Here is a 25,122-nt window from a genome sequence, read left to right as displayed (position 1 = left end):
CCGCCGCCGGCTAGCGGTTGGGCACGGCGAACCAGTTGTTGCCGTGCTCCGCCGCAGGGGCCTTGCCGGTGAGGGCGGCGGTGTAGCCTTGCAGGCCTTGGGCGGCGCGGTATTGGCCGATGGCCTCGGCCAGCACGCCGGCGTGCGCGTCCGGCGGCGCGACTTGCGGCAGCGGCAGCGGCGCGGTGGTGGTTGCCGCCACGCCGGCGGCGTGCGCGTAGCCGGCGATGGCGTTGCTGAGGCCGCTCACCTGTTGTTGCAACGTAGCAACCGAACTTGCCGCCGTGGTTGCGGCTGAGCTTGCCGGGGCGCGCGGCGCCAGGAACCAGACGTCGGCGCTGTCGTGGCTGCTGCCGTCGCTGCTGGTGTAGTGCGAGGTCAGGCCGATCAGGTTGCCGTTCTGCTGCACCTGGGCGGCGCTGGCGCCGGTGCCGATGGCGGCGATCCGCAGCTGCTCCAGCGTGTTGAGCTCGCCTTCCTGGCTGATGCCGTCCGAGTTGGCGTCCACCCATACCCGCAGGGCGCAGTAGGCGCGGTCGGCGCTGCTGATCTGGCCGTCGCCGTTGTCGTCCAGCGCTTGCAGGGCGGCGTAGCCGTCGGCCGCCTTGGCGCCGCCGGCCAGCGTGGTGGCGCTGCCGAACAGCTCGCCGCCGTCGTTGATGATGCCGTCGCCGTTGCGGTCCAGGGCCAGCAGGCCGTCGTGACGATCGACCCAGCCGGTGCGCACGGCTTGGCCGTCGGCGCGGACGTCGAAGCGCACGCCGGCCTCCAGGCCCAGCGTTTGCACGCCGTTGCCGTCGAGGTCGAGGATCAGCGGCGTCGCATAGTTGCTCGAAGCGCCGTTGAACGCCATGGTCTGGGCCACCGACATCACCGCCACCTGGGCCAGGCTGAAGGCGTTGGCTTGCGCCAGCGTCAGCGCGCTCAGGCCGGCAACCGACAGGGCCGGCGTCTGGTCGGTGGTGAAGGCTTGCAGCTGGGCGTCGGTGAACACCACCAGCTGGCTGGTTTTCAGCCCGGCCACCTGGGTGGTCGTCAGGCCGGCGATCTGGTCGGTCGACAGGTAGCCGATCTGGGCGTTGGTCAGCGCGCCGAGCTGGCTGGTGCTGAGGGCGCCCAGCTGGACCGTGCTGAAGCCGTAGATCTGGGTGGCGTCCAGCGCGCCGAGCTGGGCGTTCTTCAAGGCCGCCATCTGGAGCGTGCTCAGGTAGCCCGCTTGCGGCGTGCTCAGCGCGGTCAACTGGGTGATCGACAGGGTCTGGATCTGCGCCGTGGTCAGCGCCTGCAGCTGGGCCGCGTCCAGCACGCCCATCTGGTCGACGGTGAGCGCGGTGATCTGGCTCAGCTTGATCGAGGCGATCTGGTCGGTGGTCAGCGCCTGCACCTGGGTGTTGGACAGGGCCGCCAGCTGGGTGGTGCTCAGGTAGCCGATCTGGGTGGTGCGCAGGGCGGCGATCTGGCTGGTGCTGAAGGCGTACAGCTGGTCGGCCGTCATGGCGCCGAGCTGGACGCTGGTGAGCGCCTGGACCTGGCTGGTGTTCAGGCCCGGCAGCTGGCTGACGTCCATGCTCGACAGCGGCAAGGTGCCGAGCGCGGCCACGGCGGCCGTGGTCAGCACCGTGATCTGCGCGGTCGACAGGCCCTGCACGGCGGCGACGCTGAGCGCGGCCGCCTGCTGGGTGCTGAGCGCCTGCAACTGGTCGCTGCCGAAGGCGCCGATCTGGACGCCGTCGATGGCGTTGATTTGCGCCGTCTTCAGGCCGCGCACCTGGGCCGTGGTCAGCGCCATGGTCTGGTCGGTGCTGAGGCCAATGAACTGGCCGGCCGTCAGCGCCGCCATGTCCTGGGTGTCGATGGCGGCGATCTGGGCGGTGCTCAGGGTGGCCAGCTGGTCGGCGGTCAGCACCGCCATCTGCGCCGTGTTGAGGCCGGTCATCTGGGCCACGCTCAGGGCGGCGATCTGGTCGGTGCTCAGGCCGCTGGCCTGGAGCGTGCCCAGGGCGGCGATCTGCGCCGTGCGCAGCGCCTGGACCTGGTCGCTGGTGAGGGCGTTGAGCTGGTCGACGCTGAAGCCGTAGGCCAGCTGCTGGGTGCCGAGCGCGGCGATGTGGTCGGTGTCGAGCGCCGCCACCTGCGCCGTGGCCAGGCCGTTGAGCAACTGGCTGGTGCCGAAGGCCAGCAACTGGCCGGTGCTCAGGGCGTTGAGCTGGTCGCTGCCGAGCGCGCCCACTTGCGGCGCCTGCAGGGCGGCGATCTGGCGCGTGACCAGGGCGTTGAGGTCGGCCGTTTCCAGCGCCACGATCTGGTCGACGGTCAGGGCGGCGATCTGCTGGGTCGACAGGGTGGCGGCCTGCAGCGTGCTCAGGGCCACGATCTGGTCGGTGCCGAGCGCCTGCACCTGCAGCGTGGTCAGGGCCACGGTCTGCGCGCTGCGCAGCGCGCCGATCTGGTCGGTGGTGAGGGCGCCGATGCCGGCCACGCCGACCCCGTAGGCCAGCTGGCTGGTGGTGAGCGCGGCGATGTGGATGCCGTCCAGCGCCGCCAGCTGGTCGGTGGTCAGGCCGAGGCTGATCTGGCTGGTGGTCAGCGCCGCCAGTTCGGCCGTGGTCAGGCTGTTCAGCTGGTCGCTGCCGAGGACGGCGATCTGGTCGCTGGTGAGCGCCACCAGCTGGCGCGTGGTGAAGGCCGACAGGTCGGCCGTTTCCAGCGCCACCACCTGGTCGGTGCCGAGGTTGGCCACTTGCTGGGTGCTCAAGGCGGCGGCCTGCTGGGTGCTCAGGGCCACGATCTGGTCGGTGGTCATGGCCAGCAGCTGCGCCGTGGCCAGGCTGGCCAGCTGCGCGGTGCGCAGGCTGGCCACCTGGTCGGTGGTGAGCGCGGCGATGGCGTCGCTGCCGAGGCCGTAGACCAGCTGGTTGGTGGTCAGCGCGTTGAGCTGGGCGGTGCTCAGCGCCGTCAGCTGGACGGTGCCGAGACCGCCGATCAGCTGGCTGGTGGTCAGCGCGCTCAGGCCGCTGGTGCTCAGGTGGTTCAGCTGATCGCTGCCGAGCGCGGCGATCTGGTCGCTGGTCAGCGCCACCAGCTGGCGCGTGGTGAAGGCGGCCAGGTCGGCCGTCTCCAGCGCGACGATCTGGTCGGTGGTCAGGGCGGCGACCTGGCGGGTGGCCAGGGTGGCCGCCTGCAGCGTGCTCAGGGCCACGATCTGGTCGGTGCTGAGGCCGGCGCTGATCTGGTCGGTGCTCAGGGTGCTGAGCTGCGCGGTCGATAGCGTGGCGAACTGGTCGGTCAGCAACGCCTGCAGCTGGTCGGTGTTGAACAGCGTGAACTGGGCGGTGGTGAAGGCCGCCAGGTCGCGCGTTTCCAGCGCCGTCACCTGGCCGGTGCTGAGGCCGGCCAGCTGCACGCTGTGCAGCGCGCGCACTTGCTGGGTCGACAGGGCCACGATCTGGTCGGTGGTCAGGGCGCCGAACTGGTCCGATTGCAGGCTGCGCAGGGCGTTGGTGCTGAGCACGGCGAACTGGTCGGTGGTCAGCGAGCTGAGCTGATCGGTGTTCAGCGACACGGCCTGGGCCGTGGTCAGGGCGCCGATCTGGGCCGTGCGCAGCTGCGACAGCTGGGTGGTGGTCAGCGCGCTGAGCACGGCCGTGCTCAGCGCGGTGAAGGCGCTGGTGGACAGGGCGTTCAACTGGTCGCTGGTCAGGGCCGCGAACTGGTCGCTGTTGAAGGCGGCCAGCTGGGCGCTGCGCAGGGCCAGGAAGTCTTCGGTGGCCAGGGCGCCGATCTGGTCGGTGCTGAGGGCGCCGATCTGGGCCGAATTGAGCGTCGCCACCTGGGCCGTGGTCAACGCCACGATGTGGTCGGTTTGCAGGGCGGCCACCTGGTCGCTGCCCAGGCTGGCGAACTGCGCCGTGGTCATCACGCTGACCAGGTCGGTGGTCAGGGCCGCCATGTTGGCGGTGCCGATGGCGGCGATCTGCGTGGTTTTCAGCACCACGAAGTCGGCCGTCTCCAGCGCGTCGAGCTGGTCGCTGCTGAGGGCGGCGATTTGCGCGCTGCTCAGGCCGACGGCCTGGGCGCTGCTCAGGGCCACCATCTGGTCGGTGGTGATGGCGCCGAACTGGGTGGCGTTGAGCGCGCCGATCTGGCTGCCCGACAGGGTGCCGAAGTTGGCGGTGCTGATGGCGGCGATCTGGGCGCTGTTGAGGGCGGCCAGCTGGCGCGTGCCCAGGTTGTCGACCTGGGTCAGCGTCAGCGCGGCGATCTGGTCGGTGGTCAGCGCGGACGCTTGCGCCGAGCCCAGGGCGTCGATCTGGCTGGTGCTCAGGGCTTGCAGCTGGTCCATGGTCAGGTTGACCAGCTGGTTGGTGGTCAGCGCGCCGATCTGGGTGCTGCCGAGCGCCACCAGGTTGTCGGTGCTGAGCGCCTGGAACTGGCTGGTCGACAGCGCCACCAGCTGGGCCGTGGCCAGCGCGGCGGCTTGCGCCGTGACCAGCGCGCCCACGTGGGCCAGGTCGAGCTGGCCGATTTGCACGGTGGTCAGCGCCTGGATCTGGCTGCTGGTCAGCGCGGCCAGGTCTTCCAGCTCCAGCGCGGCCAGTTGGTCCGAGCTGAGTACGGCGATCTGGGCGGTGGCCAGCTGCGACGCCTGGGCGCTGCTGAGGGCGATGATCTGGTCGCTGCCGAGGGCGCGGAACTGCGCGCTGGTGAGCCCGTTGAGCTGGCTGCTGCCCAGGCTCTGCACCTGGTCGTACAGCAGCGCGTTGAGCTGGTCGCTGCCCAGCGCCTGCAGCTGGGCGATTTTGAGCGCGGCCAGGTCGGCCGTTTCCAGCGCCTGGATCTGCGCGCTGCCCAGGGCCGCCAGCTGGACGCCGGTCAGCGCCTGCGCCTGCGCGGTGGTCAGGGCGGCGATGCGGTCCGGCGCCAGCGCCTGGATCTGGTGGGTGCCGAGGAGGGCCACTTGCGCGGTTTTCAGCGCGGCCAGGTCTTCCTGTTCTATCACGCTCAGCTGCGCGGTGGTCAGCGCCGTCACTTGCGCCGAGCCGAGCGCCGCGTATTGGCGGGTGCTCAGCGCCACGATCTGGCTGGTGCCCAGCGCCTGGACTTGCAGGCTGCCGAGGGCGTTCAGCTGGGTGCCGGACAGCGCCTGCAGCTGGGCGTCGGACAGCACGGCCAGCTGGTCGCTGCGCAGCACGCCGACCTGGGCCGCTTTCAGCGCCACCATGTCGTCGAGCGACAGCGCTTGCACCTGCGCCGTGCCGAGCGCCATCACCTGCGAGGTCAGCAGGTTGCCGAATTGCAGGGTGGTCAGGGCGGCGATCTGGTCGGTGCTCAGCAGCGCCACCTGGGCCGTGGCCAGGGCGGCGATTTGCGCGGTTTTCATCGCGGCCAGGTCTTCCAGCTCGAGCGCCAGCAACTGGTCGCTGCTCAGGATGGCGACGCCGGCGTTGCTGACGGCGCCGATCTGGCGCGTGGTCAGGGCGACGATTTGCGCGGTGTTCAGCGCGGCGATCTGGTCGGTGCTCAGGCCGGCGATCTGGGCCGTGGTGAGGGCCTGGATCTGGTCGGTGCTGAGGTTGCCCAGCGAGCCCAGCGCGCTCAGCTGCGCCACGCTGAGGGCGGCGAAGTCCTCGGTGCCGAAGGCGGCCACCTGGTCGGAGTTGAGGGCCGACAGCTGGCTGGTGCTCAGCGCCGCCACCTGGTTGCTGGTCAGGGCGAATACCTGGTCGGTGCTCAGCAGCGCCACATGCGCGGTGCGCAGCGCCTGCACTTGCGCGCTCTTCAGCGCGGCCATCTCGTCGGTGGTGAGCGCGGCCAGCTGGCCGTTGGCCAGGCTGGCGATCTGGTTGGTGGCCAAGGTGCTGAGCTGTTGCGTGGTGAGCGCGGCGATTTGCGTGCTCAGCAGCGCGCGGAATTGCGTGGTGCTCAGCGACGCGAGCTGGGCCGTGCCCATCGCCTGCAGCTGGGCGGTGGTGATGGCGTCGAGCTGGTCGCTGCCCAGCACTTGCAATTGCGCGGTGCGCAGGGCCGCCAGGTCCTGGGTTTCCAGCGCCTGGATTTGCGCCGTGCCCAGCGCCGCCACTTGATGGGTTTGCAGGAACGTCACCTGCTGGGTGCTCAGGCTGGCGATCTGGCTGCTGTTGAGCAGGGCGATCTGGTTGGTCTGCAAGCTGCTCACTTGCCAGGTCTTCATGGCCGCCAGGTCTTCGGTTTCCAGCGCCGCCAACTGGGCGGCGGTCAGCGTGCGCAACTGCTGGATGGACAGGGCGCTCGCTTGCAGCGTGGTGAGGGCGGCGATGTAGGCGGTGTCGAGCGAGAGGAAATGTTCGGTGCCCAGGGCGTTCAACTGGAGCGAACTGAGCGCGCGGAACTGCTCGGTCAGCAGGCTGTTCAGCTGGTCGGTGCTGAACGCGGTGATTTGCGCGGTGCGCAGCGCCGCGATGTCGGCGTTGTCCAAGGCTTGCAGCTGGCCGGCGCCGAGGGCCTGCAGCTGTGCATTGCTGAGGTTGCTGATCTGCAGCGTGCTCAGGGCGGCGATCTGCGTCGTGCCGAGGCCGGCGATCTGGCTGCTGGCCAGGGCCGCGATCTGGGCGGTGCGCAAGGCCCGCAGGTCCTGCGTTTCCAGCGCGTTGAGCTGGCTGGTGGACAGCGCCGCCAGCTGGTGCGAGCCGAGATTGCTGACTTGCAGGGTGCTCAGGGCCGCCAGTTGCGCCGCGTCGAGGGCGGCGATCTGGCTGGTTTTCAGGGCGGCGATCTGCTGGGTTTTCAGCACGGCCAGGGTGTCGGTGCCGAGCGCCGCCAGCTGGTCGCTGCCGAGCAGCTGGATTTGCGCGGTGCCGAGCGTGCTGGCCTGGGCGGTGCTCAGCAGCGCGACCTGCGCCGTGGCCAGCGCCTGCAGCTGCACGCTGTTGAGCGCGTTCAACTGGGCGCTGTTGAGGGCGCCGATCTGGGCGCTGCCGAGGGTATTCAGATTATCAGTGCCGAGGCCGATCATCTGGGCGCTGCCCAGCGCGGCCAGGTCGCGCGTTTCCAGCGCCACGGTCTGCGCGGTGGTCAGCGCGGCCAACTGGCGCGTGCTCAGGCTGGCGACTTGCTGGGTGGTCAGCGCCACCATCTGCGCGCTGCTCAGCAGCTGGATCTGGCTGGTGGACAGCACGGCCAGTTGCGCGGTGCGCAGCGCGGCCACGTCGGCGGCTTCCAGCGCCTGCAGCTGGTCGCTGCTCAAGGCCGCCAGGTGCATGGTGCTCAGGCTGGCCGCTTGCAGCGTGCTCAGCGCCGCGATCTGGGCGGTCTCCAGCGCGCGCAACTGGTTGGTGCCCAGTGCGGCGATCTGCGCCGTGCCCAGCGCCTGCACCTGGCTGGTGGTGAGCGTGGCCAGCAGGCCGGTGCCGAGCGCGCTCATTTGCGCCGTGCCCAGCGCGACCAGGTCGCGCGTTTCGATGACGACGATCTGGTCGCTGGTCAGGGCGTTCAACTGGCGGCTGCCGAGGGCGGCCACCTGGTGCGAGCCGAGGGCGACGATCTGATCGGTGGTGAGCAGGGCCAGCTGGTCGCTGCCGAGGGCGGCGATCTGGGCGGTCTTCAGCGCGCCGAGGTCGGCCGTTTCCAGGGCCTGCAACTGGTCGCTGGTCAGGGCGGTGATTTGCGCCGTGGTCAGGGTCGAGGCTTGCAGCGTGCTCAGGGCGGCGATTTGCGCCGTGCCCAGCGCCTGCAACTGGTCGCTGGTGAGGGCTGCGGTTTGCTGGGTTTTCAGCACCGCCAGCAGCGACAGGTCGAGCGCGGCGATGGCGGCGGTGCTCAGGCTGGCGATCTGTTGCGACGTCAGCGCGCCGAGGTCGGCCGTTTCCATGGCGTTCAGCTGGCTGGTCGAGAAGGCGGCCAGCTGGCGCGTGGCTAGCGCGGCCGCTTGTTGCGGGCTCAGCGCGACGATCTGCGCGGTGGTCACGGCGGCGATCTGGTTGCTGTTCAGCGCGTTGAGCTGGCTGGTTTTCAGCACGGCCCAGTCGGCCGTGGTCAGCATCGCCACCTGGCTGGTCAGCAGATAGCCGATCTGGGCGGTGGTCAGCGCACTGGCCTGCGCGGTGGTCAGCGCGGCCAGCTGGGCGCTGCTCAGCACCTGGATCTGGTCCGAGTTCAGCTGGCTGAGCTGGTTGGTGGTGAGCGCGGCCAGTTGCGCCGGCGACAGCGTGGCGATGCCCTTGGTGCCCAGGCCCAGCAATTGGCTGGTCTTGAGCGCGGCGAAGTCCTGGGTTTCCATCGCGGCCAGCTGCTCGGTGGAGAGGGCGTTCAGTTGCGCCAGCGTCAGCGCGGCGGCCTGGCCGGTGGTGAGGGCGACGATCAGCTCGGTGCGCAGCGCGCCGATCTGGTCCGAGTTCAGGGCCACCAGCTGGCTGGTTTTCAGGGCCGCGAAGTCGCGGCTTTCCAGCGCGTTGACCTGGTCGGTCGACAGCGCCGCCAGGTTGGCCGTGCCCAGCGCGCCGATGTGCGCGGTGCTCAGGGCGACGATCTGGTCGGTGGTCAGCGCGGCGGCCTGGCTGGTGCCGAAGGCCGCCAAGACGCCCAGGCTCAGCCCGGCCACCTGGCCGGTGGTCAGGGCGGCGATGGCGCCGGTGCCCAGCGCGGTGACGTGTTTGGTTTGCAGGGCGGCCAGGTCGGCGCCGGACATGACCACGATCTGGTCGGCGCTCAGCGCGGCCAGCTGTTGCGAGCCGAGGGCCGCGACCTGTTGCGAACTGAGCGCGGCGACCTGGTCGGTGCCGAGGGCGGCGATGTGGGCGCTGCCGAGGGCGGCGATCTGGGCGGTCTTGAGCGCGGCCAGATCCTGGGTTTCCAGCGCGGCCAACTGGTTGGTGGACAGCGCGGCGATCTGGCGCGTGGTCAGCACGCTGCTTTGGGCGCTGCCCAGGGCGACGATCTGGTCGGTGGTCAGGGCGGCGATCTGGGCGGTGGCGAACGCGGTCAGCACCGACGAGCTCAGGGCGGCGATTTGCGTGGTGGTCAGGGCGGCCACGGCGTCGCTGCCCAGGGCCAGCACCTGCACCGAGCGCAGGGCGGCCAGGTCCTGGGTTTCCAGCGCGGTCAGTTGCTCGGTGCTCAGGCTGGCCACTTGCGCGGTGCTCAGCGCGCCCACTTGCTGCGAGCGCAGGCCGGCGATGTGCGCGGTGCCGAGGGCGGCGATCTGCTTGCTGTTCAGGGCGGCGATCTGGGCCGTGCTGAAGGCGGCCAGGTCCTGGGTTTCCAGGGCGCCGAGCTGGTCGGTGGTCAGCGCGCCGACCTGGCGCGTGGTCAGGGCGGCGCTCTGCAGCGTGGTCAGCGCGACGATCTGGTCGGTGCCCAGCAGGATCACCTGGCTGGTGCTCAGCGCGCTCAGCACGGCGGTGCTGAGGGCGGCGATTTGCGCGGTGCTGAGGGCGGCGATGGCATTGCCGTTGAGCGCGACCACTTGCTGCGACTGCAGCGCGGCCAGGGCCGAGGCCTGCATCGCCAGGATCTGGTCGGTCGACAGCACGGCCACCTGGCGGGTGGTCAGGGCCGCGACCTGCTGCGAGCTCAGGCCGACGATCTGGTCGGTGCCGAGCGCCATCAGCTGGGCGGTGCCGAGGGCGGCGATCTGCGCCGTGCGCAGCGCCGCCAGGTCGGCGGTTTCCAGGGCGGCGACCTGGTCGGTCAGCAGGCCGGCGATTTGCTGGGTGGTCAGCGAGGCCGCCTGGGCCGTGGTCAGGCCGGCGATCTGGTCGCTGTTGAGCGCGACCAGCTGGCGGGTGCTGAGCGCGGCGACCTGCGCCGTGCCGAGGGCGGCCACCTGCGCGGTGGCGAGGGCGGCGATGCTGGCGGTGCCCAGGCCGCCCAACTGGTTGGTGCGCAGGGCGGCCAGGTCGCTGTTTTCCAGCGCGGCCAGCTGGTCGAGCGACAGCGCCGCCAGTTGTTGCGAGCCCAGCGCATTGGCCTGGGCCGTGCCCAGGGCCACGATCTGATCGGTGGTCAGGGCGGCCACGGCGGCGCTGCCCAGCGCGCTGATTTGCTGCGAGCCGAGGCTGGCCAGGGTGGCGGTTTTCAGCGCCTGCGCTTGCGGCGCCGTCAGCGCGGCAATCTGGCGGGTGCTCAGGCCCAGCGCCTGCGCGCTGCTGAGGACGGCGATCTGGTCGCTGCCGAGCGCGGCTTGCTGCGCCGCTTGCAGGGCGCGGATCTGGGCCGAACCCAGGGCGGCGATCTGGTCGGTGCTCAGCGCGGCGATGCCGGCGGTGGCGAGCGCCGCCACCTGCTGGGTGCGCAGGGCGGCCAGGTCCTGGGTTTCCATGGCGGCCAGTTGCGCGGTGCTGAGCGCGGCGATGTGCTGCGTGCCGAGGTTGGCCGCTTGCGCCGTGGTCAGGGCCGCGATGTGGTCGGCGTCGAGCGCGCCCAACTGGGCGCTGCTCAAGGCCAGCAACTGGGTGCTGCGCATGACGGCCAGGTCGGCCGTTTCGATGGCGGCCAGCTGGTTGGTGCTCAGGGCCTGGACTTGCGCCGTCGTCAGCGCGGCGATCTGGGCCGTGCTGAGGGCGACGATGAGGTCGGTGCTCAGCGCGCGCACCTGGGCGGTCGGCATGGCGGCGATCTGCGCGGTGCTGAGCGCGGCCAGCTGGCTGTTGCTGAGCAAGGCGGTGGCGGCGGTGCCGAGCGCCGCCAGCTGCTGGCTCTTGAGCACGCCGAAGTCCTGGGTTTCCATCGCGGCCAGCTGGGCCGCGCTCATCTGGCTCAGTTGCTGGGTGGTCAGCGCCAGCACTTGCTGGGTGCTCAGGGCCACGATCTGGTCGGTACCGAGGGTGGCGAACTGGCGGGTGGTCAGGGCGGCGATTTGCTGGGTGCCGAGGCCGGCGATCTGGTCGGTGCCGAGCGCCGCCACCTGGGCGGTGGTCAGGGCGCTGATCTGGGCGGTCTTGAGCGCGCGCAAGTCGCGGGTTTCCATGGCGGCGATCTGGTCGCTGCCGAGGCTGGCGATTTGCGCGGTGCCGAGCGCGGCCGCCTGGGCCGTGCCCAGAGCTGCGATCTGGTCGCTGTTCAGGGCCGACAGCTGGTTGCTGCCGAGCGCGGCCACTTGGGCGGTGCTCAGGGCGGCCACCTGGTCGGTAGACAGCGCGGCGATGCCGGCGCTGCCCAAGCCGTTGATCTGGCTGGTGCGCAAGGCGGCCAAGTCCTGGGTTTCCAGCGCCGCCACCTGGGCGCTGTTCAGCGCCGCCAGTTGTTGCGAGCTCAGCGCGGCCGCTTGCGCGGTTTTCAGGGCGACCAGCTGGTCGGTGCCCAGGGCGGCCACGGCGGCCGTGGTGAGGGCGGCGATCTGCTGGGTTTTCAGCGCGGCCAGGTCCTGGGTTTCCAGGGCGGCCAGCTGCGCGGTGCCGAGGGCGGCGATGTGGGCGGTGGCCAGGCTGGCGGCCTGGGCGGTGGTCAGCGCGGCGATCTGGTCGGTGCCGAGGGCGTTCAGCTGGGTGCTGCTGAGGGCGTTGAGCTGCGTGCTTTTCAGCGCGGCGACGTCGGCCGTTTCAATGGCGGCCAGCTGGCTGTTGCTCAGCGCTTGCACTTGGAGGGTGGTCAGCGCGGCCGCCTGGGCGGTGGTCAGGGCGCCGATCAGGTCGGTGCCGAGGCTGCGGATTTGCGCGGTCCCCAGGCTGGCGACCTGGGCGGTGGTCATCGAGGCCAGCTGGTCGGTGCCTAGGGCGGCGAGGGCATCGGTGCGCAGCACGCCCAGTTGATGGCTCTTGAGCACGGCCAGGTCCTGGGTTTCCATCGCGGCCAGCTGGGTCGCGCTGAGCTGGCTCAGTTGCTGCGTGGTCAGGGCCAGCGCCTGGGCCGTTTCCAGGGCGACGATCTGGTCGCTGTTGAGCGCGGCGAACTGGGTGGTGCCGAGCGCGGCGATCTGGCGCGTCTTCAGCGTGGCCAGGCCGCTGGTGCCGATGGCGGCCAGCTGCGCCGTGCTGAGGGCGTTGATCTGGGCCGTACCCAGGTTGGCGGTCTGCCAGCTTGCCAGCGCCGCGAAGTGGGCGGTGCCCAGCGCATTGAGCTGGCCGACGGCCAGCGCGTTCAGCTGCCGCGTGCCGAGCACGCTGAAATCGTCGACCTCGATGGCGGCCACCTGCGCCGTGGTCAGCGCGGCCAGCTGCGCCGTTTGCAGCGCCACGAACTGGTCCGAGGTGAGGGCCACGACCTGGCTGCTGGTCAGCGTGCGCAGCAGGGTGGTGCCGATGGCGGCCACTTGCGCGCTGCGCAGGGCGGCGATGTCGTCGGTGGTGATCAGGGCGAACTGGGTGGCCGTCAGGGCGTTCAGTTGGGCGGTGGTCAGGGCGGAGAATTGGTCGCTGGAGAGCCCGGCGGTCAGCTGGGCCGTGGTCAGGTTGCTGATCTGGGTGCTGGTCAGGGCCTGCACCTGGCGCGTGTTGAAGCCGTAGCCGAGCTGGTTGGTGCTGAGCGCCTGCAGGTTCAGCACCGACAGGGCCCGGATTTGCCGGCTGCTGAAGACGCCCAGTTGGTCCGTGGTGAATGCCGTCATCTGCGCAGTCGAGAGCAAGCCGACGTCCGTCGTCGTCATCGAGGCGATCAAGGAAGTCTGCAGGCTGGCGATTTGGTCGGTATTTAAACCGGGGATGGTAAGCGGCATGTTTAATATTCTCCTGACGGAAATATATAGTACCGCCAAACAGGCTTATCCAGAGAGAAAAGGGGCAAAAATCCCTTAAATCTTGGTCTGAAAACAATGACTTAGCGTTGATTCCAGCACCGTATTTCCACCGCATTTTTGCTTGGAAAATAAGTAATCAGGAAACACTGTAAGATATTGTTCCGCGCTAATCCTTATATTCCCCGGCCATGCTGCACACTCCCGTCACATTTACCCCGCTTATTCGTCCGCAAAACCATGACAATGCGATCACGTTCGTGTTCCATCGCGGAGAGTTGCTGCTGCGCAACACGGTTCTGGGCTTGCCGCAGGCCTCCGAGCTGGCGGCGCTGGCATTGGCGCCGGAACGCATCCATCCGCTGGGGCTGTGGGAAGGGCGCTACTACCAGGCGGCCTGGGTCGATACGCCGGTGCTGCCGGGGCCCGAGTTCGGCTATCACGGCTTGCGCGCGCTGTTCGGCACCTTGGACGAAGGCTTCCTCGGCCTGGCCGGACGCGCTTTCCAGCTGACCGAATGGGCGCGCACGCACCGTTATTGCGGCGTGTGCGCAACGGCCATGCAATTGATCGAGGGCGAGCGCTGCTACAAGTGCCCGAACTGCGGCCACAGCGCCTATCCGCGCATCTCGCCGGCGATGATGGTCCTGATCCGCAAGGGCGACCAGGTGCTGCTGGCCATGCACACCAATTCGCCGTACAAGCGTTACACCGCGCTGGCCGGTTTCGTCGAGGCCGGCGAATCGGTGGAGGAGGCCATCCATCGCGAAGTGTTCGAGGAGGTCGGCCTGCGCGTGCACAACGTGCAGTACTTCGGCAGCCAGTCGTGGCCGTTCCCGCATTCGCTGATGATCGCCTACACGGCCGACTACCTGGACGGCGAAATCCGCATCGACCCGAGTGAAATCGCCGACGCGCGCTGGTTCGGGCCGGGCGATGAATGGCCGGATTTGCCGGTCAAGGTATCGATCGCTGCGCGCCTGGTGGATGCCCACCGGCCGGCGCCATAGCGGGTCAAGTCGCGGCGTTTTCTATATACTGTCGGGCAATTCAAAACAAAGGTGTTTCATCATGTCTCAAGAATTTACGGAAAACGACTGGCGCCGCCTGATCGCCAGCATCGGCGAGGACCCGGATCGTCCTGGCCTGCTGGAAACGCCGGCGCGCGTGACCAAGGCGTGGAAGCACTGGACCTCGGGCTACGATCAGAATCCGGTCGACCTGCTGAAGGCGTTTGAAGACGGCGCCGAGCAGTACAACGAATTCATCGTGGTGCGCAACATTCCGGTGTACAGCCACTGCGAACACCATCTGGCGCCGTTCTTCGGCAAGGCCACCATCGGCTACATCCCGAACGGCAAGATCGTCGGCCTGTCCAAGCTGACGCGCCTGGTCGACTGCTTCTCCAAGCGCCTGCAAGTGCAGGAACGCATGACCATGCAAATCGCCAACGCGCTGATGGAAGTGCTGGAGCCGAAGGCCGTGGGCGTGGTGGTGAAATGCCGTCACCTGTGCATGGAAAGCCGCGGCATCCGCACGCCGGGCGAAGAAACCGTCACCTCGGCCATGCTGGGCGAGCTGCAGCCCAACCTGGCGATGCGCACCGAGTTCCTGGCGCTGGCAAGGGACTAAGCGCATGGCGGCAATGGCATGGCTGGGGGGCAGCCTGGCCGACGCGCAGGCGTTGGCGCGGGCGCAGCAGCGGCCGCTGTTCCTGTACTGGGGCGCGGTATGGTGCCCACCGTGCAACCGCGTGAAATCCGAGATCTTCGCGCGTGACGAATTCGTGGCGCGCACCGCGTCCTTGCTGTGCTACCACCTGGACGGCGACACGCCGGGCGCGCAAGCCCTGGCCGCGCAATACCAGCTGCGCAGCTACCCGACGCTGGTGCTGTTCGCGCCCGATGGCGGCGAAATCACGCGCCTGCCGTGCGAGCTCGATGGCGAACTTTTCGTCGCCGCGCTGGACGTGGCGCTGGCCGTGCATCAAGCCGGCTCATCTGCAAGCGCAGCGCTGGATGCAGCCCTGTCGGGCACGCGCGCGCTCAGCGCCGACGAATGGTCGCTGCTGAGCCACTACTCCTGGGATACCGACGAAGGCAAGCTGCTGGGTTCGCGCGCACTGGCGCCGACCCTGTCCGCATTGGCCGCAGCCAGCACCGACCGCGCCGCCGCCGCCGCACGCCTGAGCCTGCATGCCCAACTGGCAAACGGCACGGGCGAAGCAACGGCCCTGCTGGCGCTGCTGGCCGACGCGCAACAGGCGCGCGCCAACATGGACATCTTCAACAACAGCGGCATCAACCTGATCAAGATCGCCAGCCGGCGCGAAGAGCTGGCTGCGGCGCTGGGCGCCGTCGCTGCGCAATGGGCCGACGACTTCTGGCTGAGCGCGCCGGACCGGCTGATGGCGGTACGCCTGCAAATGCGCCTGGCCCGTCTGCTGGCGCCGACGCAGGGCTTGCAGGCACTGGTGCGCGAGCGTGTGGAATCGGCGCTGGCCGAATCGACCGATCCCTACGAACGGCACACCCTGGTCAACACGGCGGTGAGCGCGCTGAACGACGCCGGCCTGCCTGAGCAGGCCGAGCAAGTGCTGCTGGCCGAGCTGCCGCGTTCGCATTCACCGTACTACTTCATGCTGAGTCTGGCAGCCAGCGCCAAGCGCCGCAGCGAGGTGACCGGCGTGCTGTCGTGGTACGGCAAGGCGTGGCAGGCCTCGACGGGCCTGGCGACGCGCCTGCAATGGGGCGTCACTTATTTGAGCACTCTGATCGACCTCGCACCGCAGGACGCGGAAGCGATCGAGCAAGCGGCGCAAACGCTGCTGGCCGACATCCACAACGCCGGCGCCGACGCCCACCAACAGCGCAACCTGAGCCAGCTGCAAAAGCTGGCCGCCAAACTGGCCACCATCCTCGCCGGCCCCCAAACCGCCGCCCTCGCCGCCGCCCTCTAAAAACCAGGGTCAGCTCTGTCATTTGGACATTGCGGAACTTTTTAGCAAACCAAAAGTTCCGCAATGTCCAAATGACAGAGCTGACCCCGAAGTTAGCGGCGCTGGAACTCTGCGCCGGCTTTCCAGTTCGGATGGTCTTTGGCTTGCGCGGCCTGGTAGCCGGCCTGGAATAACAGGCTGATGTCTTCCAGCGCGCCGGCCGTGTTCCAGTTCGCTTGCACTACGTCGTTGACCGTGTGGTATTGGTGCGCCGTGTAGTTGAGCAGCTTGCCCGCGCTGCTGCGCAGGTAGATCGTCGGCACGCCGGCGCGCGCGAATTCCAGTTGGTCGCCACGGTAGTAGCTGCCGTAGCTGACGTTGCTGTCGGGCTTGACCACGCGTCCCTGCTTGGCCGCGATCCGGGCGACAAGGTCGTCCGCCGTCGATTTGCCCATGCCGCTGAGTTCCACATCCCGCGTGCGGCCCCACAGGTTGAGGCCGTCGATGTTGATGTTGAGTATGGTCTTGCCGACCGGGTAGAGCGGGTGTCGCAGGTAGTATTGCGCGCCCAGCTGTCCGCGCTCTTCCGCCGTGGTGGCGACGAAGACGATGCTGCGCTTGGGCGCCGTCGGCAGGTCGTGGTAGGCCTTGGCGATTTGCAGCAGCGCCGCTACGCCGCTGGCGTTGTCCACCGCGCCGTGGAAGATCTGCTGGGTGCGCGGCCCCGGCAGGCTTTCGTCGATGCCGAAGTGGTCCCAGTGCGCGGTGTAGACGATGACTTCGTCCTTCAGCTGTGGATCGGAGCCCGGAATGCGACCGACCACGTTGTGCGAGTCCACCTCGCGCGTGGCATTCACCGCGCTGAGCTTGAGCTTGATGCCCAACGGCAGCGGCTTGAAGTCGCGCGCGGCCGCTTTCTGCTTGAGTTCCTTGAAGTCCAGCCCGGCCGCCTTGAACAGGTCGCAGGCGCGTTCCTGTTGCAGCCAGCCCGCCATCGGCGGCAGCGTCGGTTCCGGCGTTTTGCTGCGTAGCGCGAAATTCTCGCGGCCCCAGCCGTTGACCACGACTTCGTAAGGGTAGCCGGCCGCTTTCGTCTCGTGCACGATCAGCGCCGCCGACGCGCCCAGCTTGGCCGCCATTTCCAGCTTGTAGTTCAAGCGCCCGTACCAAGTGACCGTGTTGCCGCCGAAGACGGCGGCGTCCAGCTGGCGCGGCCGCTTGGGATCGGGCACGGGCGGGTCGTTGATCAGCATGACCAGCGTTTTGCCCTTCAGGTCCGCGCCCCTGTAGTCGTCCCATTTGAATTCCGGCGCCTGCACGCCGTAGCCGACGAACACCAGTTCCGACTCGCCGATGTCCAGGTTGGGCACGGCGCGCGCGGTCCAGGCCACGTAGTCGTCGCCGAATTTGAGTTGCTTGTCGCCATAGCTCAGCGTCGGGTGGCTGGAGATGCCGACCAGCGGCACCGCCTGCAGATAGGTGCCGTCCGGGTTGCCCGGCTGTAGCCCGAGCTTTTTGAATTGCTGCTGCAGATACTCGATGGTGAGTTTTTCGCCCTGCGTGCCGGGCGCGCGTCCTTCGAACTCGTCCGAGGCGAGGGTGCCGATCTGTTCCAGCAGCGCCGCGCCGTCGAGCTTGGGCGGTGTCGCCGCATGGGCCGCGCAGGCGCAAAACGCCAGCAGCACTGTCGACAAGGGGAGTTTCATAGGGGCGAAGAATTGTTAATAATAGACCACCATTCTGACACATTTTATTGCTTATGGACACTGCCGAGCACGCACCGCCGTTGCCGAGTCCGCCGCTGTTTTGACGCGGAAACCACAGTCCCTCACTTCATGCGAGACGCTCCCGGGCTTTGCGGGTATGCTGATTTCCATAAGACAATAGGAGACTTCCAGCATGAATAAATTGTCGTTCCAGCAGAAGCTGTGGGTGCCGCTGATTTGCAGCCTGGTGTGCATCACCGCGATTTTTCTTTTCGAAACCATCCAGACGCGCAATGTGCGGATGGAAGAACGCCAGGCCGATCTGCGCAACATGGATGACATGGCGATCAGCGTGGTCAAGCAGTTCGGCGACCGCGCCGCGTCCGGCGCCCTGACCAAGGACGAGGCGCAAAAGCAGGCCATGGACCTGATCCGCGGCCTGCGCTACGGCAAGGACGGCTACTTCACCATCAGCCGCGGCACGCTGTCGGTGATGCATCCGATCAAGCCCGAGAACAACGGCAAGGACCTGGTCGACCTGAAGGATCCGAAAGGCACCTACGTCTACCGCGCCATCGCCGCAACCGGCGCCCTGCCCGAAGGCGGCGGTTTCGTCAGCTATTACTGGTCGCGCCCCGGCTCGACCGAACCGGTGCCCAAGCTCAGCCGCGTGATGCATTACGAGCCGTGGAACTGGGACTTGACCACCGGCGTGTACACCGACGATATCGACATCGCCTTCCGCGCCTCGCTGCTGAAATCGGCGGGGATGCTGGCCGTGGTGTGCGTGCTGCTGTCGGTGATCGTCAGCGTCGTCAACAAGAGCCTGCGCCACACCATCGGCGGTGATCCGGAGTATGTTGGCGAGATTACGCAGCAGATCGCTGATGGCGACCTCAGCGTTGAAGTGAAGACCCACGCCTCCGACCGCAGCAGCATCCTGCATTCGGTGAAGGCGATGCAGCAGCGCCTGGCCGAGACCATCGGCGAGATCCGCAACAGCGCCGAGACCATCGCCACCGCCTCGGGCGAGATCGCTTCCGGCAATATGGACTTGTCGGCGCGCACCGAGTCGCAGGCCAGCTCGCTGGAGGAAACGGCGGCGTCGATGGAGGAATTGACCTCGACCGTGAACCAGAACGCGGACAACGCGGTGCAGGCCAACCAGCTGGTGCAATCAGCATCGCAGGTGGCCGAGCGCGGCGGCAAGGTGGTGTCGCAGGTGGTGCAGACCATGGAGACCATCAACGCCTCGGCCACGCGGATTGTGGACATCATCAGCGTGATCGACGGCATCGCCTTCCAAACCAATATCCTGGCGCTGAACGCGGCGGTGGAAGCGGCGCGCGCGGGCGAGCAGGGACGTGGTTTCGCGGTGGTGGCGTCCGAAGTGCGCAACCTGGCGCAACGTTCGGCGGCCGCGGCCAAGGAAATCAAGGAGCTGATCAACGCCTCGGTCGACAGCATCAGCGCCGGCAGCGCGCTGGTGGCGGAGGCGGGCACGACGATGGATCAGGTGGTGACCAGCGTCTCGCGCGTGACGCAGATCATGGCCTCGATCACGGAAGCATCGAGCGAGCAGAGCACGGGCATCGGCCACGTCAACATGGCGATCACGGAGATGGATTCGGTGACGCAGCAGAATGCCGCGCTGGTGGAGCAAGCGGCGGCGGCGGCCGGCAGCATGCAGGAGCAGGCGGCGATGCTGGCTTCGCTGGTGGCGCGCTTCAAGCTGGGCCACGAACAAGGGGCGGCGCCCAAGGCCCGACCAACCGCGCGCTCGGCCAGCCGCCAAGTGGCGCTGGCGCGCTAAAACTAATCCGGGGTCAGGTCCTCCATTGCTACACGGTCTCTACCGTAGGCGTGCCTACGGTAGAGACCGTGTAGCAATGGAGGACCTGACCCCGGATTATGATCCCGGATTATTTGTCAGCGGGGACGGTTTCCACGACGGCGGCTTCGTAGACGAATTTGTCGCCGTCGGCGCGGAATACGCCCATCAGCTCGCCGCCGTCGCCCTTGACGTCCGGGTAGACCGTGCAGGTCTGCGTTTCGACCTGCCACATTTCCTGCCCCGCGCGCAAAGTCCAGACGTTGTCGCCGCCCGAGAGCAGTTCGATTTCCACCTCGTCCGCCGGCATTTCCGTCAGCTCGATGCGACGTATGCATTCGGGCAGGCGCTGCATGATGAGCTCGACCCGACTTTCCTTGCTCCAGAAGTGCTTCTGCGCCCGATGGATGGTCAGCGCGTGATTGCCTACCGGACCGTCCGCATAGTACGACGCGGAGTCGTCCACGCAGGCGGTCAGCAGCAGGGGCATCAGGGCTATCAGGATCTTGCGCATGGAGTTTCCAGTTCGTTGCTGTCGATTTGGAAACGATTATAGCGCCTCAGAAGCGGTAGCCCACCCCAACCGCCAGCATCAGCGGGTCGATCTTGACGCGGCTGGCCTTGGCGCCGCCGATCAGCACGTCGCTGCGGATCTGCGCTTTTTTCAGGTCGATGTTGAACGACCACCGCTTGTCGAGGGCGATGTCGGCGCCTGCCTGCAGCGCCAGGCCGATGCTGTCGTGCTCCAGGCTGGCCGCGCCGCCCAGCATGTGGTTCTTGGAGAAGGTGGTGTAGTTCACGCCGGCGCCCACGTAGGGACGGAAGCTCCCCTCAGGCAGGAAGTGGTACTGCACCAGCAGCGTCGGCGGCAGGTGCTTGACGGTGCCGATGTTGGCGCCGTCCAGCGCCACGTCGTGCTTTTGCGGATAGGTCAGCACCAGCTCGGCCGCGATGTTCTTGGTGAAGAAATAGGAGATGTCGAATTCGGGGATGGTCTCGTTGCTGACGCTGATACGGTCGCGCGCGCCGACGCCACCCACCGGCTCGGCTTTGTCCGCCGGGTTCAGGTGCACCGCGCGCACGCGCACCAGCCATGGGGTTTCCTGCGCAAAGGCGCCGCCGCTGATCAGGGCTGCGATGACCATCAATGCTGCTACTGGCTTACTCATTTCACTTCCTCTTTGTCGTTTAGTAATGGGAGGAAGTGTAGGGATCTCGCGATGTAAAAACCTTGATACAAGTCAAAATTTACCGACTAGTAAATGATGGTAGTATGACCAGCGGTCGGTTTTGGCAAACTACAATCAGGAGATCGCACATGGGCAAGCTGAACGTCAATGGTACCGTCAGGGAATATGAGGCGGAGGACGATACGCCGCTGCTGTGGGTGATCCGCGAGCAGCTCGGCATGACCGGCACCAAGTACGGTTGTGGCGTGGCCCAATGCGGCGCCTGCACCGTGCATATCGATGGCCAGCCTGTGCGTAGCTGCGTGTATCCGGCCGCCGCCGTCACCGCCAGTCAGAAGATCACCACCATCGAGGGCTTGTCCAAGGACGGCTCCCATCCCATCCAAAAAGCCTGGGCCGCGCTCGACGTGCCGCAGTGCGGCTTCTGCCAGTCCGGCATGATCATGGCCGCCGCCGCGCTGATTCGCGACAAGCCCAAATGTACCGACGCCGATATCGATGCGGCCATGACCAACATCTGTCGATGCGGCACCTACAACCGCGTGCGCAAAGCCATCCACGTGGCGGTGCGCGGTGGCGATCCCGCAACGGCGGGCCTGGCGATCGAGCGCATTGAAGGGAGCAAGGCATGAACTCCCGTCGCGGTTTCCTCAAGATAGCCGGCGGCCTGGTGGTCGCCTTCCACATTCCCTTCGATGCCGCAGCGGCGGGCCAAGCGCCTATCGCCAAGGGGGCTTCCGAGGCCACGCCCGAAGTCAACGCCTGGGTGGTGATCAAGCCCGATGACACGATCGTGATCCGCATCGCCCGTTCCGAGATGGGACAGGGCACGCTGACCGGCTTGGCGCAGCTGGTGGCCGAGGAACTGGATGCCGACTGGAGCAAGGTGATTACCGAGTATCCGTCGCCCGGCCAGAACCTGGCGCGCAAGCGCGTGTGGGGCAGCTTCTCCACCGGCGGTAGCCGTGGCGTGCGCGAGTCGCACGAGTATGTGCGCAAGGGTGGCGCGATTGCGCGCACCATGCTGGTCCAGGCGGCGGCCGATGCGTGGAAGGTGCCGGCCTCCGAGTGCGCGGCCGCAGCGAGCGTGATCACGCACAAGCCGTCGGGCCGCACCATCAGCTATGGCAAGGTGGCCGACGCCGCCGCCAAGCTGACGCCGCCCACCGAAGTGGCGCTGAAGGATCCGAAGGACTGGAAGCTGGCCGGCAAGCGCCTGGCGCGTCTGGATACGGTGGACAAGACCACCGGCGCGCAAATCTACGGCATGGATATCCAGATGCCCGGCCTGCTGAACGCGGCCATCAAGGATTGCCCGGTGTTCGGCGGCACGGTGAAGAGTTTCGACGCATCGGCCATCGAGAAGCGGCCCGGCATCAAGAAGGTGTTCAAGCTGGGTGACAGCGCCGTGGTGGTGGTGGCCGATACCTGGTGGCGCGCCAAGTCCGCTCTGGAGGCCATGCCCATCGAGTGGGACAAGGGGCCGAATGCCAAGCTGTCCAGCAAGGACATCGCCGCCACGCTGAAGGCCGCGCTGGATGCGCCGGATGCGGTGGTGGGCAATTCGAACGGCGACGCCAAGGCGGCTATCAAGGCCTCCGCGCGCAAGATCGAGGCGGTGTATTCGTATCCGTGGCAGAACCACGCCACCATGGAAACCATGAACGCCACCGCGATCTGGACTGCGGAGCGTTGCGAGGTCTGGACGCCGACCCAGAACGGCGAGGCCGCGCTGGCGGCGACGGCGGAAGCGGCCGGACTGCCTGCGGCCAAGTGCGATGTCTACAAGATGCACCTGGGCGGCGGCTTTGGCCGTCGCGGCGCCACGCACGATTGGGTGACGCAGGTGGTGAAGATCGCCAAGGAGATGCCTGGCACGCCGGTCAAGTTGATCTGGTCGCGCGAGGAGGATATGCAGCATGGCCGCTACCATCCGATCACGCAGTGCAAGCTGACGGCGGGTCTGGACGCCAAGGGCAATGTGACGGCGCTGCATATGCGCATTGCCGGGCAGTCCATCCTGGCGTCGCTGGGATCGACGCTGAAGGATGGCAAGGACCCGGTGGTGTTCCAGGGCTTGAACGCGCCGGGACCGGAGGCGTCCATCGGCTACAGCTTCCCGAACCTGCTGGTGGACCATGCGATGCGCAATCCGCCAGTGCCTGCGGGTTTCTGGCGTGGCGTGAATTTGAACCAGAACGCGATTTACCTGGAGTGCTTCCTGGACGAGGTGGCGCATGCGACCAAGCACGACCCGCTGGCCTTCCGCCGCAAGCTGATGGCGGAGCATCCTAAACATCTGGCGGTGCTGAACGCGGTGGCGGAGAAGGCCGGCTGGGGCAAGCCTGCGCCGAAGGGCGTGTATCGCGGCCTGGCGCAGACCATGGGCTTCGGCAGCTACGTCGCCGCCTGCGCCGAGGTGTCGGTGGACCGGAAGACCGGCAAGGTGAAGATCCATCGCATCATCGCGGCGACCGATCCGGGTTATGCGGTGAATCCGCAGCAGATCGAGGCGCAGGTAGAGGGCTCCTTCGTCTACGGCCTGTCGGCCGCGCTGTATGGCGAGTGCACGCTCAAGGATGGCGAGATCGAGCAGCGTAACTTCGATACCTATCAGGTGATGAAGCTTGATGAGATGCCGAAGGTGGAGTCGATCATCATGCCGTCCGGCGGATTCTGGGGCGGTGTGGGCGAGCCGACCATCGCGGTGGCCGCACCGGCGGTGCTGAACGCGATCTTCGCCGCTACCGGCAAACGCGTGCGCGATCTGCCGCTGAAGAATCACAGCCTGGTGAAGAAGGCCTAGCCATGGCAGGGCGCTGGCGTTGGCGCGGCAGGACGGCGGCAGCGCTGGTCTTCGCCGCGCTGCTGCCAGCCGTCGCGCCGCCAGCCATAGCCGCCGCGCCGCCGGCGATAGCTGGCGACGGCATCGCCGCGCCGCTGCCCGGCGCAGCCCCGGGCGACGCAGCGCGCGGCCGCGCCATCGTGGCCAATCGCCAGCTCAGCCTCTGCCTGTTGTGCCACACCGGCCCCATTCCTGAAGAACGCTTCCAAGGCAACCTCGCCCCCGACCTGCAAGGCGCCGGCCAACGCTGGACCGCCGCACAACTACGCCTGCGTATCGTGGACGCCAGCCACTTCAACTCAGCCACCATCATGCCCGCCTACTACAAGACCGAAGGCCTGACCCGCGTGGCTGCCGCCTACAAAGACAAAACCATCCTCACTGCGCAGCAGATCGAAGACGTGATCGCATGGCTGCAAACACTGAAGGAGCCCGCCCAGTGAAGCGCCGCGCCCTCCTCGCAGCCAGCGCGGGCATGGCGATGCTGGCGCTGGTCCGCCCCGCATCGGCCACGCCTGCCGAAATGGCCGCCGCCATCAACACCTTCACCGGCGGCGCCAAGCCGCAGCCCGGCAAAGTCAAATTCGACATCGCCCAACTGATCGACAACGGCAACGCCGTTCCCGTCACCGTATCGGTGGACGGCGCGGCGGAAAACGTGCGCGCCATCGCCATCGCCATCTTCGCCGAGCGCAATCCGCAAACCGAGGTGGCGGTGTTCACGCTCAGCCCCCGCAGCGGCAAGGCCGAAGTCTCGACCCGCATTCGCCTGGCGACATCGCAACGCCTGATCGCCGTCGCCCGCATGAGCGACGACAGCTACTGGTCGCACGGCGTGGACGTCATCGTCGCACTGGCGGCATGCATAGAAGGCGAGGCGCCCTGATGGCCCGCGCCCTGATTCACATGCCGGCCACCGCAAAGCGCGGCGAAGTGATCGAAATCCGCGCGCTGATCGGCCACCCGATGGAAACCGGCTACCGCGTCGGCGCGGACGGCAAGCTGCTGGCGCGCGACATCATCCGCAGCTTTGTTTGCCGCTACAACGGCGAGCAAATCTTCGGCGCGGAGCTGCACCAGGCAATATCCGCCAACCCCTACATCGCCTTCTTCACGCAGGCGACGGAAAGCGGCACGCTGGAATTCAAATGGGACGGCGACAACGGCTTTACCCACACCGAAACGATGAAGTTGACGGTGAGCGCATCATGAAGCGCCTGCTGCTTGGCTGCCTGTTGATTGCCGGCGTAGCGCTGGCGGCGGATGAACGCCGCTCCGGTGCGGAGTTCATGAGCCCAGCCACGCAAGCCATGCAGCGCGACGATGCGCAGAACCCGGCCATGCTGTGGACCGCCGCAGGGGAAGCGCAATGGAACGCCGTCGCAGGAAGCAGCGCCAAATCCTGCGCCAGCTGCCACGGCGATGCGCGCACCAGCATGCGCGGCGTGGCGGCGCGTTACCCGGCGTTGGATGCGGGCAGCGGGCAGGCGGTCAACCTGGGCCAGCGTATCAACATCTGCCGCGAGCGCAAGCAGCAGGCGGCTCCGTGGAAGCTGGAGAGCGAAGAGCTGCTCGCCATGGAAGCGTATGTAGCGATGCAGTCGCGCGGCATGCCGCTCACCCCACCGCAAGACGCGATCACGCAAGCGGCGGCTGCACGCGGCAAGCAGCAATACTTCCAGCGCATAGGGCAACTGAACCTATCGTGCGCGCAGTGTCATGATCAACAATGGGGAAAACGCCTGGCGGGCAGCACCATCCCGCAAGCCCACGCCAGCGCGTATCCGATCTACCGGCTGGAATGGCAAGGCATGGGATCACTGCAGCGACGCCTGCGCAACTGCATGAGCGGCGTGCGCGCCGAAGTACCCCATTTCGGCGCAAAGGAACTGGTGGAACTGGAAGCCTGGCTTGCAGTACGCGACCAAGGCATGAAGATGGAAACACCCGGTGTGAGACCATGAGGAGA

At 67.5% G+C, this 25,122-nt stretch carries 14 protein-coding genes; 10 read left to right on the top strand and 4 right to left on the bottom strand.

From position 1 onward, the window contains the following. Positions 1 to 10: 10 nt before the first annotated feature. Positions 11 to 12,625: a hypothetical protein gene (locus tag ACXZ1M_RS12085; RefSeq protein ID WP_459053393.1), complete on the bottom strand. Its 12,615-nt coding sequence runs from the start codon at positions 12,623 to 12,625 to the stop codon at positions 11 to 13. Positions 12,626 to 12,834: 209 nt separating this feature from the next. Here ACXZ1M_RS12085 and nudC point away from each other — a divergent pair, with 209 nt between their 5' ends. The 3 genes from nudC to ACXZ1M_RS12070 all read left to right on the top strand — a co-directional run bounded on the left by nudC (position 12,835) and on the right by ACXZ1M_RS12070 (position 15,602). After that, positions 12,835 to 13,653, top strand: a complete 819-nt coding sequence (gene nudC, locus ACXZ1M_RS12080) for an NAD(+) diphosphatase (protein ID WP_459053392.1) — start codon at positions 12,835 to 12,837, stop codon at positions 13,651 to 13,653. A 61-nt stretch (positions 13,654 to 13,714) separates the two neighbouring features. Next, positions 13,715 to 14,275: a GTP cyclohydrolase I FolE gene (gene folE / locus ACXZ1M_RS12075; protein WP_459053391.1), complete on the top strand. Its 561-nt coding sequence runs from the start codon at positions 13,715 to 13,717 to the stop codon at positions 14,273 to 14,275. Positions 14,276 to 14,279: 4 nt separating this feature from the next. Then, positions 14,280 to 15,602 carry a thioredoxin family protein gene (locus tag ACXZ1M_RS12070; RefSeq protein ID WP_459053390.1) on the top strand — a complete coding sequence of 441 codons (1,323 nt, stop codon included), beginning with the start codon at positions 14,280 to 14,282 and terminating at the stop codon, positions 15,600 to 15,602. A gap of 92 nt (positions 15,603 to 15,694) precedes the next feature. Here the strand turns inward: ACXZ1M_RS12070 and ACXZ1M_RS12065 are convergent, their stop codons facing one another. Then, positions 15,695 to 17,266 carry a M20/M25/M40 family metallo-hydrolase gene (locus ACXZ1M_RS12065; protein ID WP_459054003.1) on the bottom strand — a complete coding sequence of 524 codons (1,572 nt, stop codon included), beginning with the start codon at positions 17,264 to 17,266 and terminating at the stop codon, positions 15,695 to 15,697. A gap of 214 nt (positions 17,267 to 17,480) precedes the next feature. Between ACXZ1M_RS12065 and ACXZ1M_RS12060 the strand changes: the two genes are divergently transcribed. After that, positions 17,481 to 19,100, top strand: a complete 1,620-nt coding sequence (locus ACXZ1M_RS12060) for a methyl-accepting chemotaxis protein (protein ID WP_459053389.1) — start codon at positions 17,481 to 17,483, stop codon at positions 19,098 to 19,100. Positions 19,101 to 19,209: 109 nt separating this feature from the next. On the opposite strand, the gene ACXZ1M_RS12055 is transcribed toward ACXZ1M_RS12060, so the two are convergent. After that, positions 19,210 to 19,632, bottom strand: coding sequence for a hypothetical protein (locus tag ACXZ1M_RS12055; protein WP_459053388.1), 423 nt, complete (start codon positions 19,630 to 19,632; stop codon positions 19,210 to 19,212). 46 nt (positions 19,633 to 19,678) lie between these two features. Continuing rightward, positions 19,679 to 20,287 carry an OmpW/AlkL family protein gene (locus tag ACXZ1M_RS12050; RefSeq protein ID WP_459053387.1) on the bottom strand — a complete coding sequence of 203 codons (609 nt, stop codon included), beginning with the start codon at positions 20,285 to 20,287 and terminating at the stop codon, positions 19,679 to 19,681. Positions 20,288 to 20,436: 149 nt separating this feature from the next. On the opposite strand from ACXZ1M_RS12050, the gene ACXZ1M_RS12045 reads away from it, so the two are divergent. Genes ACXZ1M_RS12045 through soxA form a run of 6 tightly spaced genes read left to right on the top strand, consistent with a single transcriptional unit; the run spans position 20,437 to position 25,117 of the window. Further along, a complete protein-coding gene (locus ACXZ1M_RS12045) occupies positions 20,437 to 20,940 on the top strand; it encodes a (2Fe-2S)-binding protein (RefSeq protein WP_459053386.1) in 504 nt (167 codons plus the stop codon). Next, complete coding sequence (locus ACXZ1M_RS12040) at positions 20,937 to 23,114, top strand: xanthine dehydrogenase family protein molybdopterin-binding subunit (protein ID WP_459053385.1); 2,178 nt, start codon at positions 20,937 to 20,939, stop codon at positions 23,112 to 23,114. The genes ACXZ1M_RS12045 and ACXZ1M_RS12040 overlap by 4 nt, the downstream gene beginning before the upstream one ends. A gap of 2 nt (positions 23,115 to 23,116) precedes the next feature. Then, a complete protein-coding gene (gene soxX / locus ACXZ1M_RS12035) occupies positions 23,117 to 23,596 on the top strand; it encodes a sulfur oxidation c-type cytochrome SoxX (protein ID WP_459053384.1) in 480 nt (159 codons plus the stop codon). Beyond that, on the top strand, positions 23,593 to 24,039 hold the full coding sequence (locus tag ACXZ1M_RS12030; protein WP_459053383.1) for a SoxY-related AACIE arm protein: 447 nt from the start codon (positions 23,593 to 23,595) through the stop codon (positions 24,037 to 24,039). The genes soxX and ACXZ1M_RS12030 overlap by 4 nt, the downstream gene beginning before the upstream one ends. After that, positions 24,039 to 24,365 (top strand): thiosulfate oxidation carrier complex protein SoxZ, encoded by a 327-nt coding sequence (soxZ, locus tag ACXZ1M_RS12025; protein ID WP_459053382.1) that lies wholly within the window; start codon positions 24,039 to 24,041, stop codon positions 24,363 to 24,365. Before ACXZ1M_RS12030 ends, soxZ begins: the two co-directional genes overlap by 1 nt. Then, positions 24,362 to 25,117 (top strand): sulfur oxidation c-type cytochrome SoxA, encoded by a 756-nt coding sequence (gene soxA, locus ACXZ1M_RS12020; protein WP_459053381.1) that lies wholly within the window; start codon positions 24,362 to 24,364, stop codon positions 25,115 to 25,117. The genes soxZ and soxA overlap by 4 nt, the downstream gene beginning before the upstream one ends. The last annotated feature ends 5 nt before the right edge of the window (positions 25,118 to 25,122 follow it).

This window comes from Duganella paludis, from assembly GCF_054461335.1.
The sequence above is the reverse complement of the archived record's forward strand: the minus strand, read 5'-3'. Positions and strand labels throughout refer to the sequence as shown.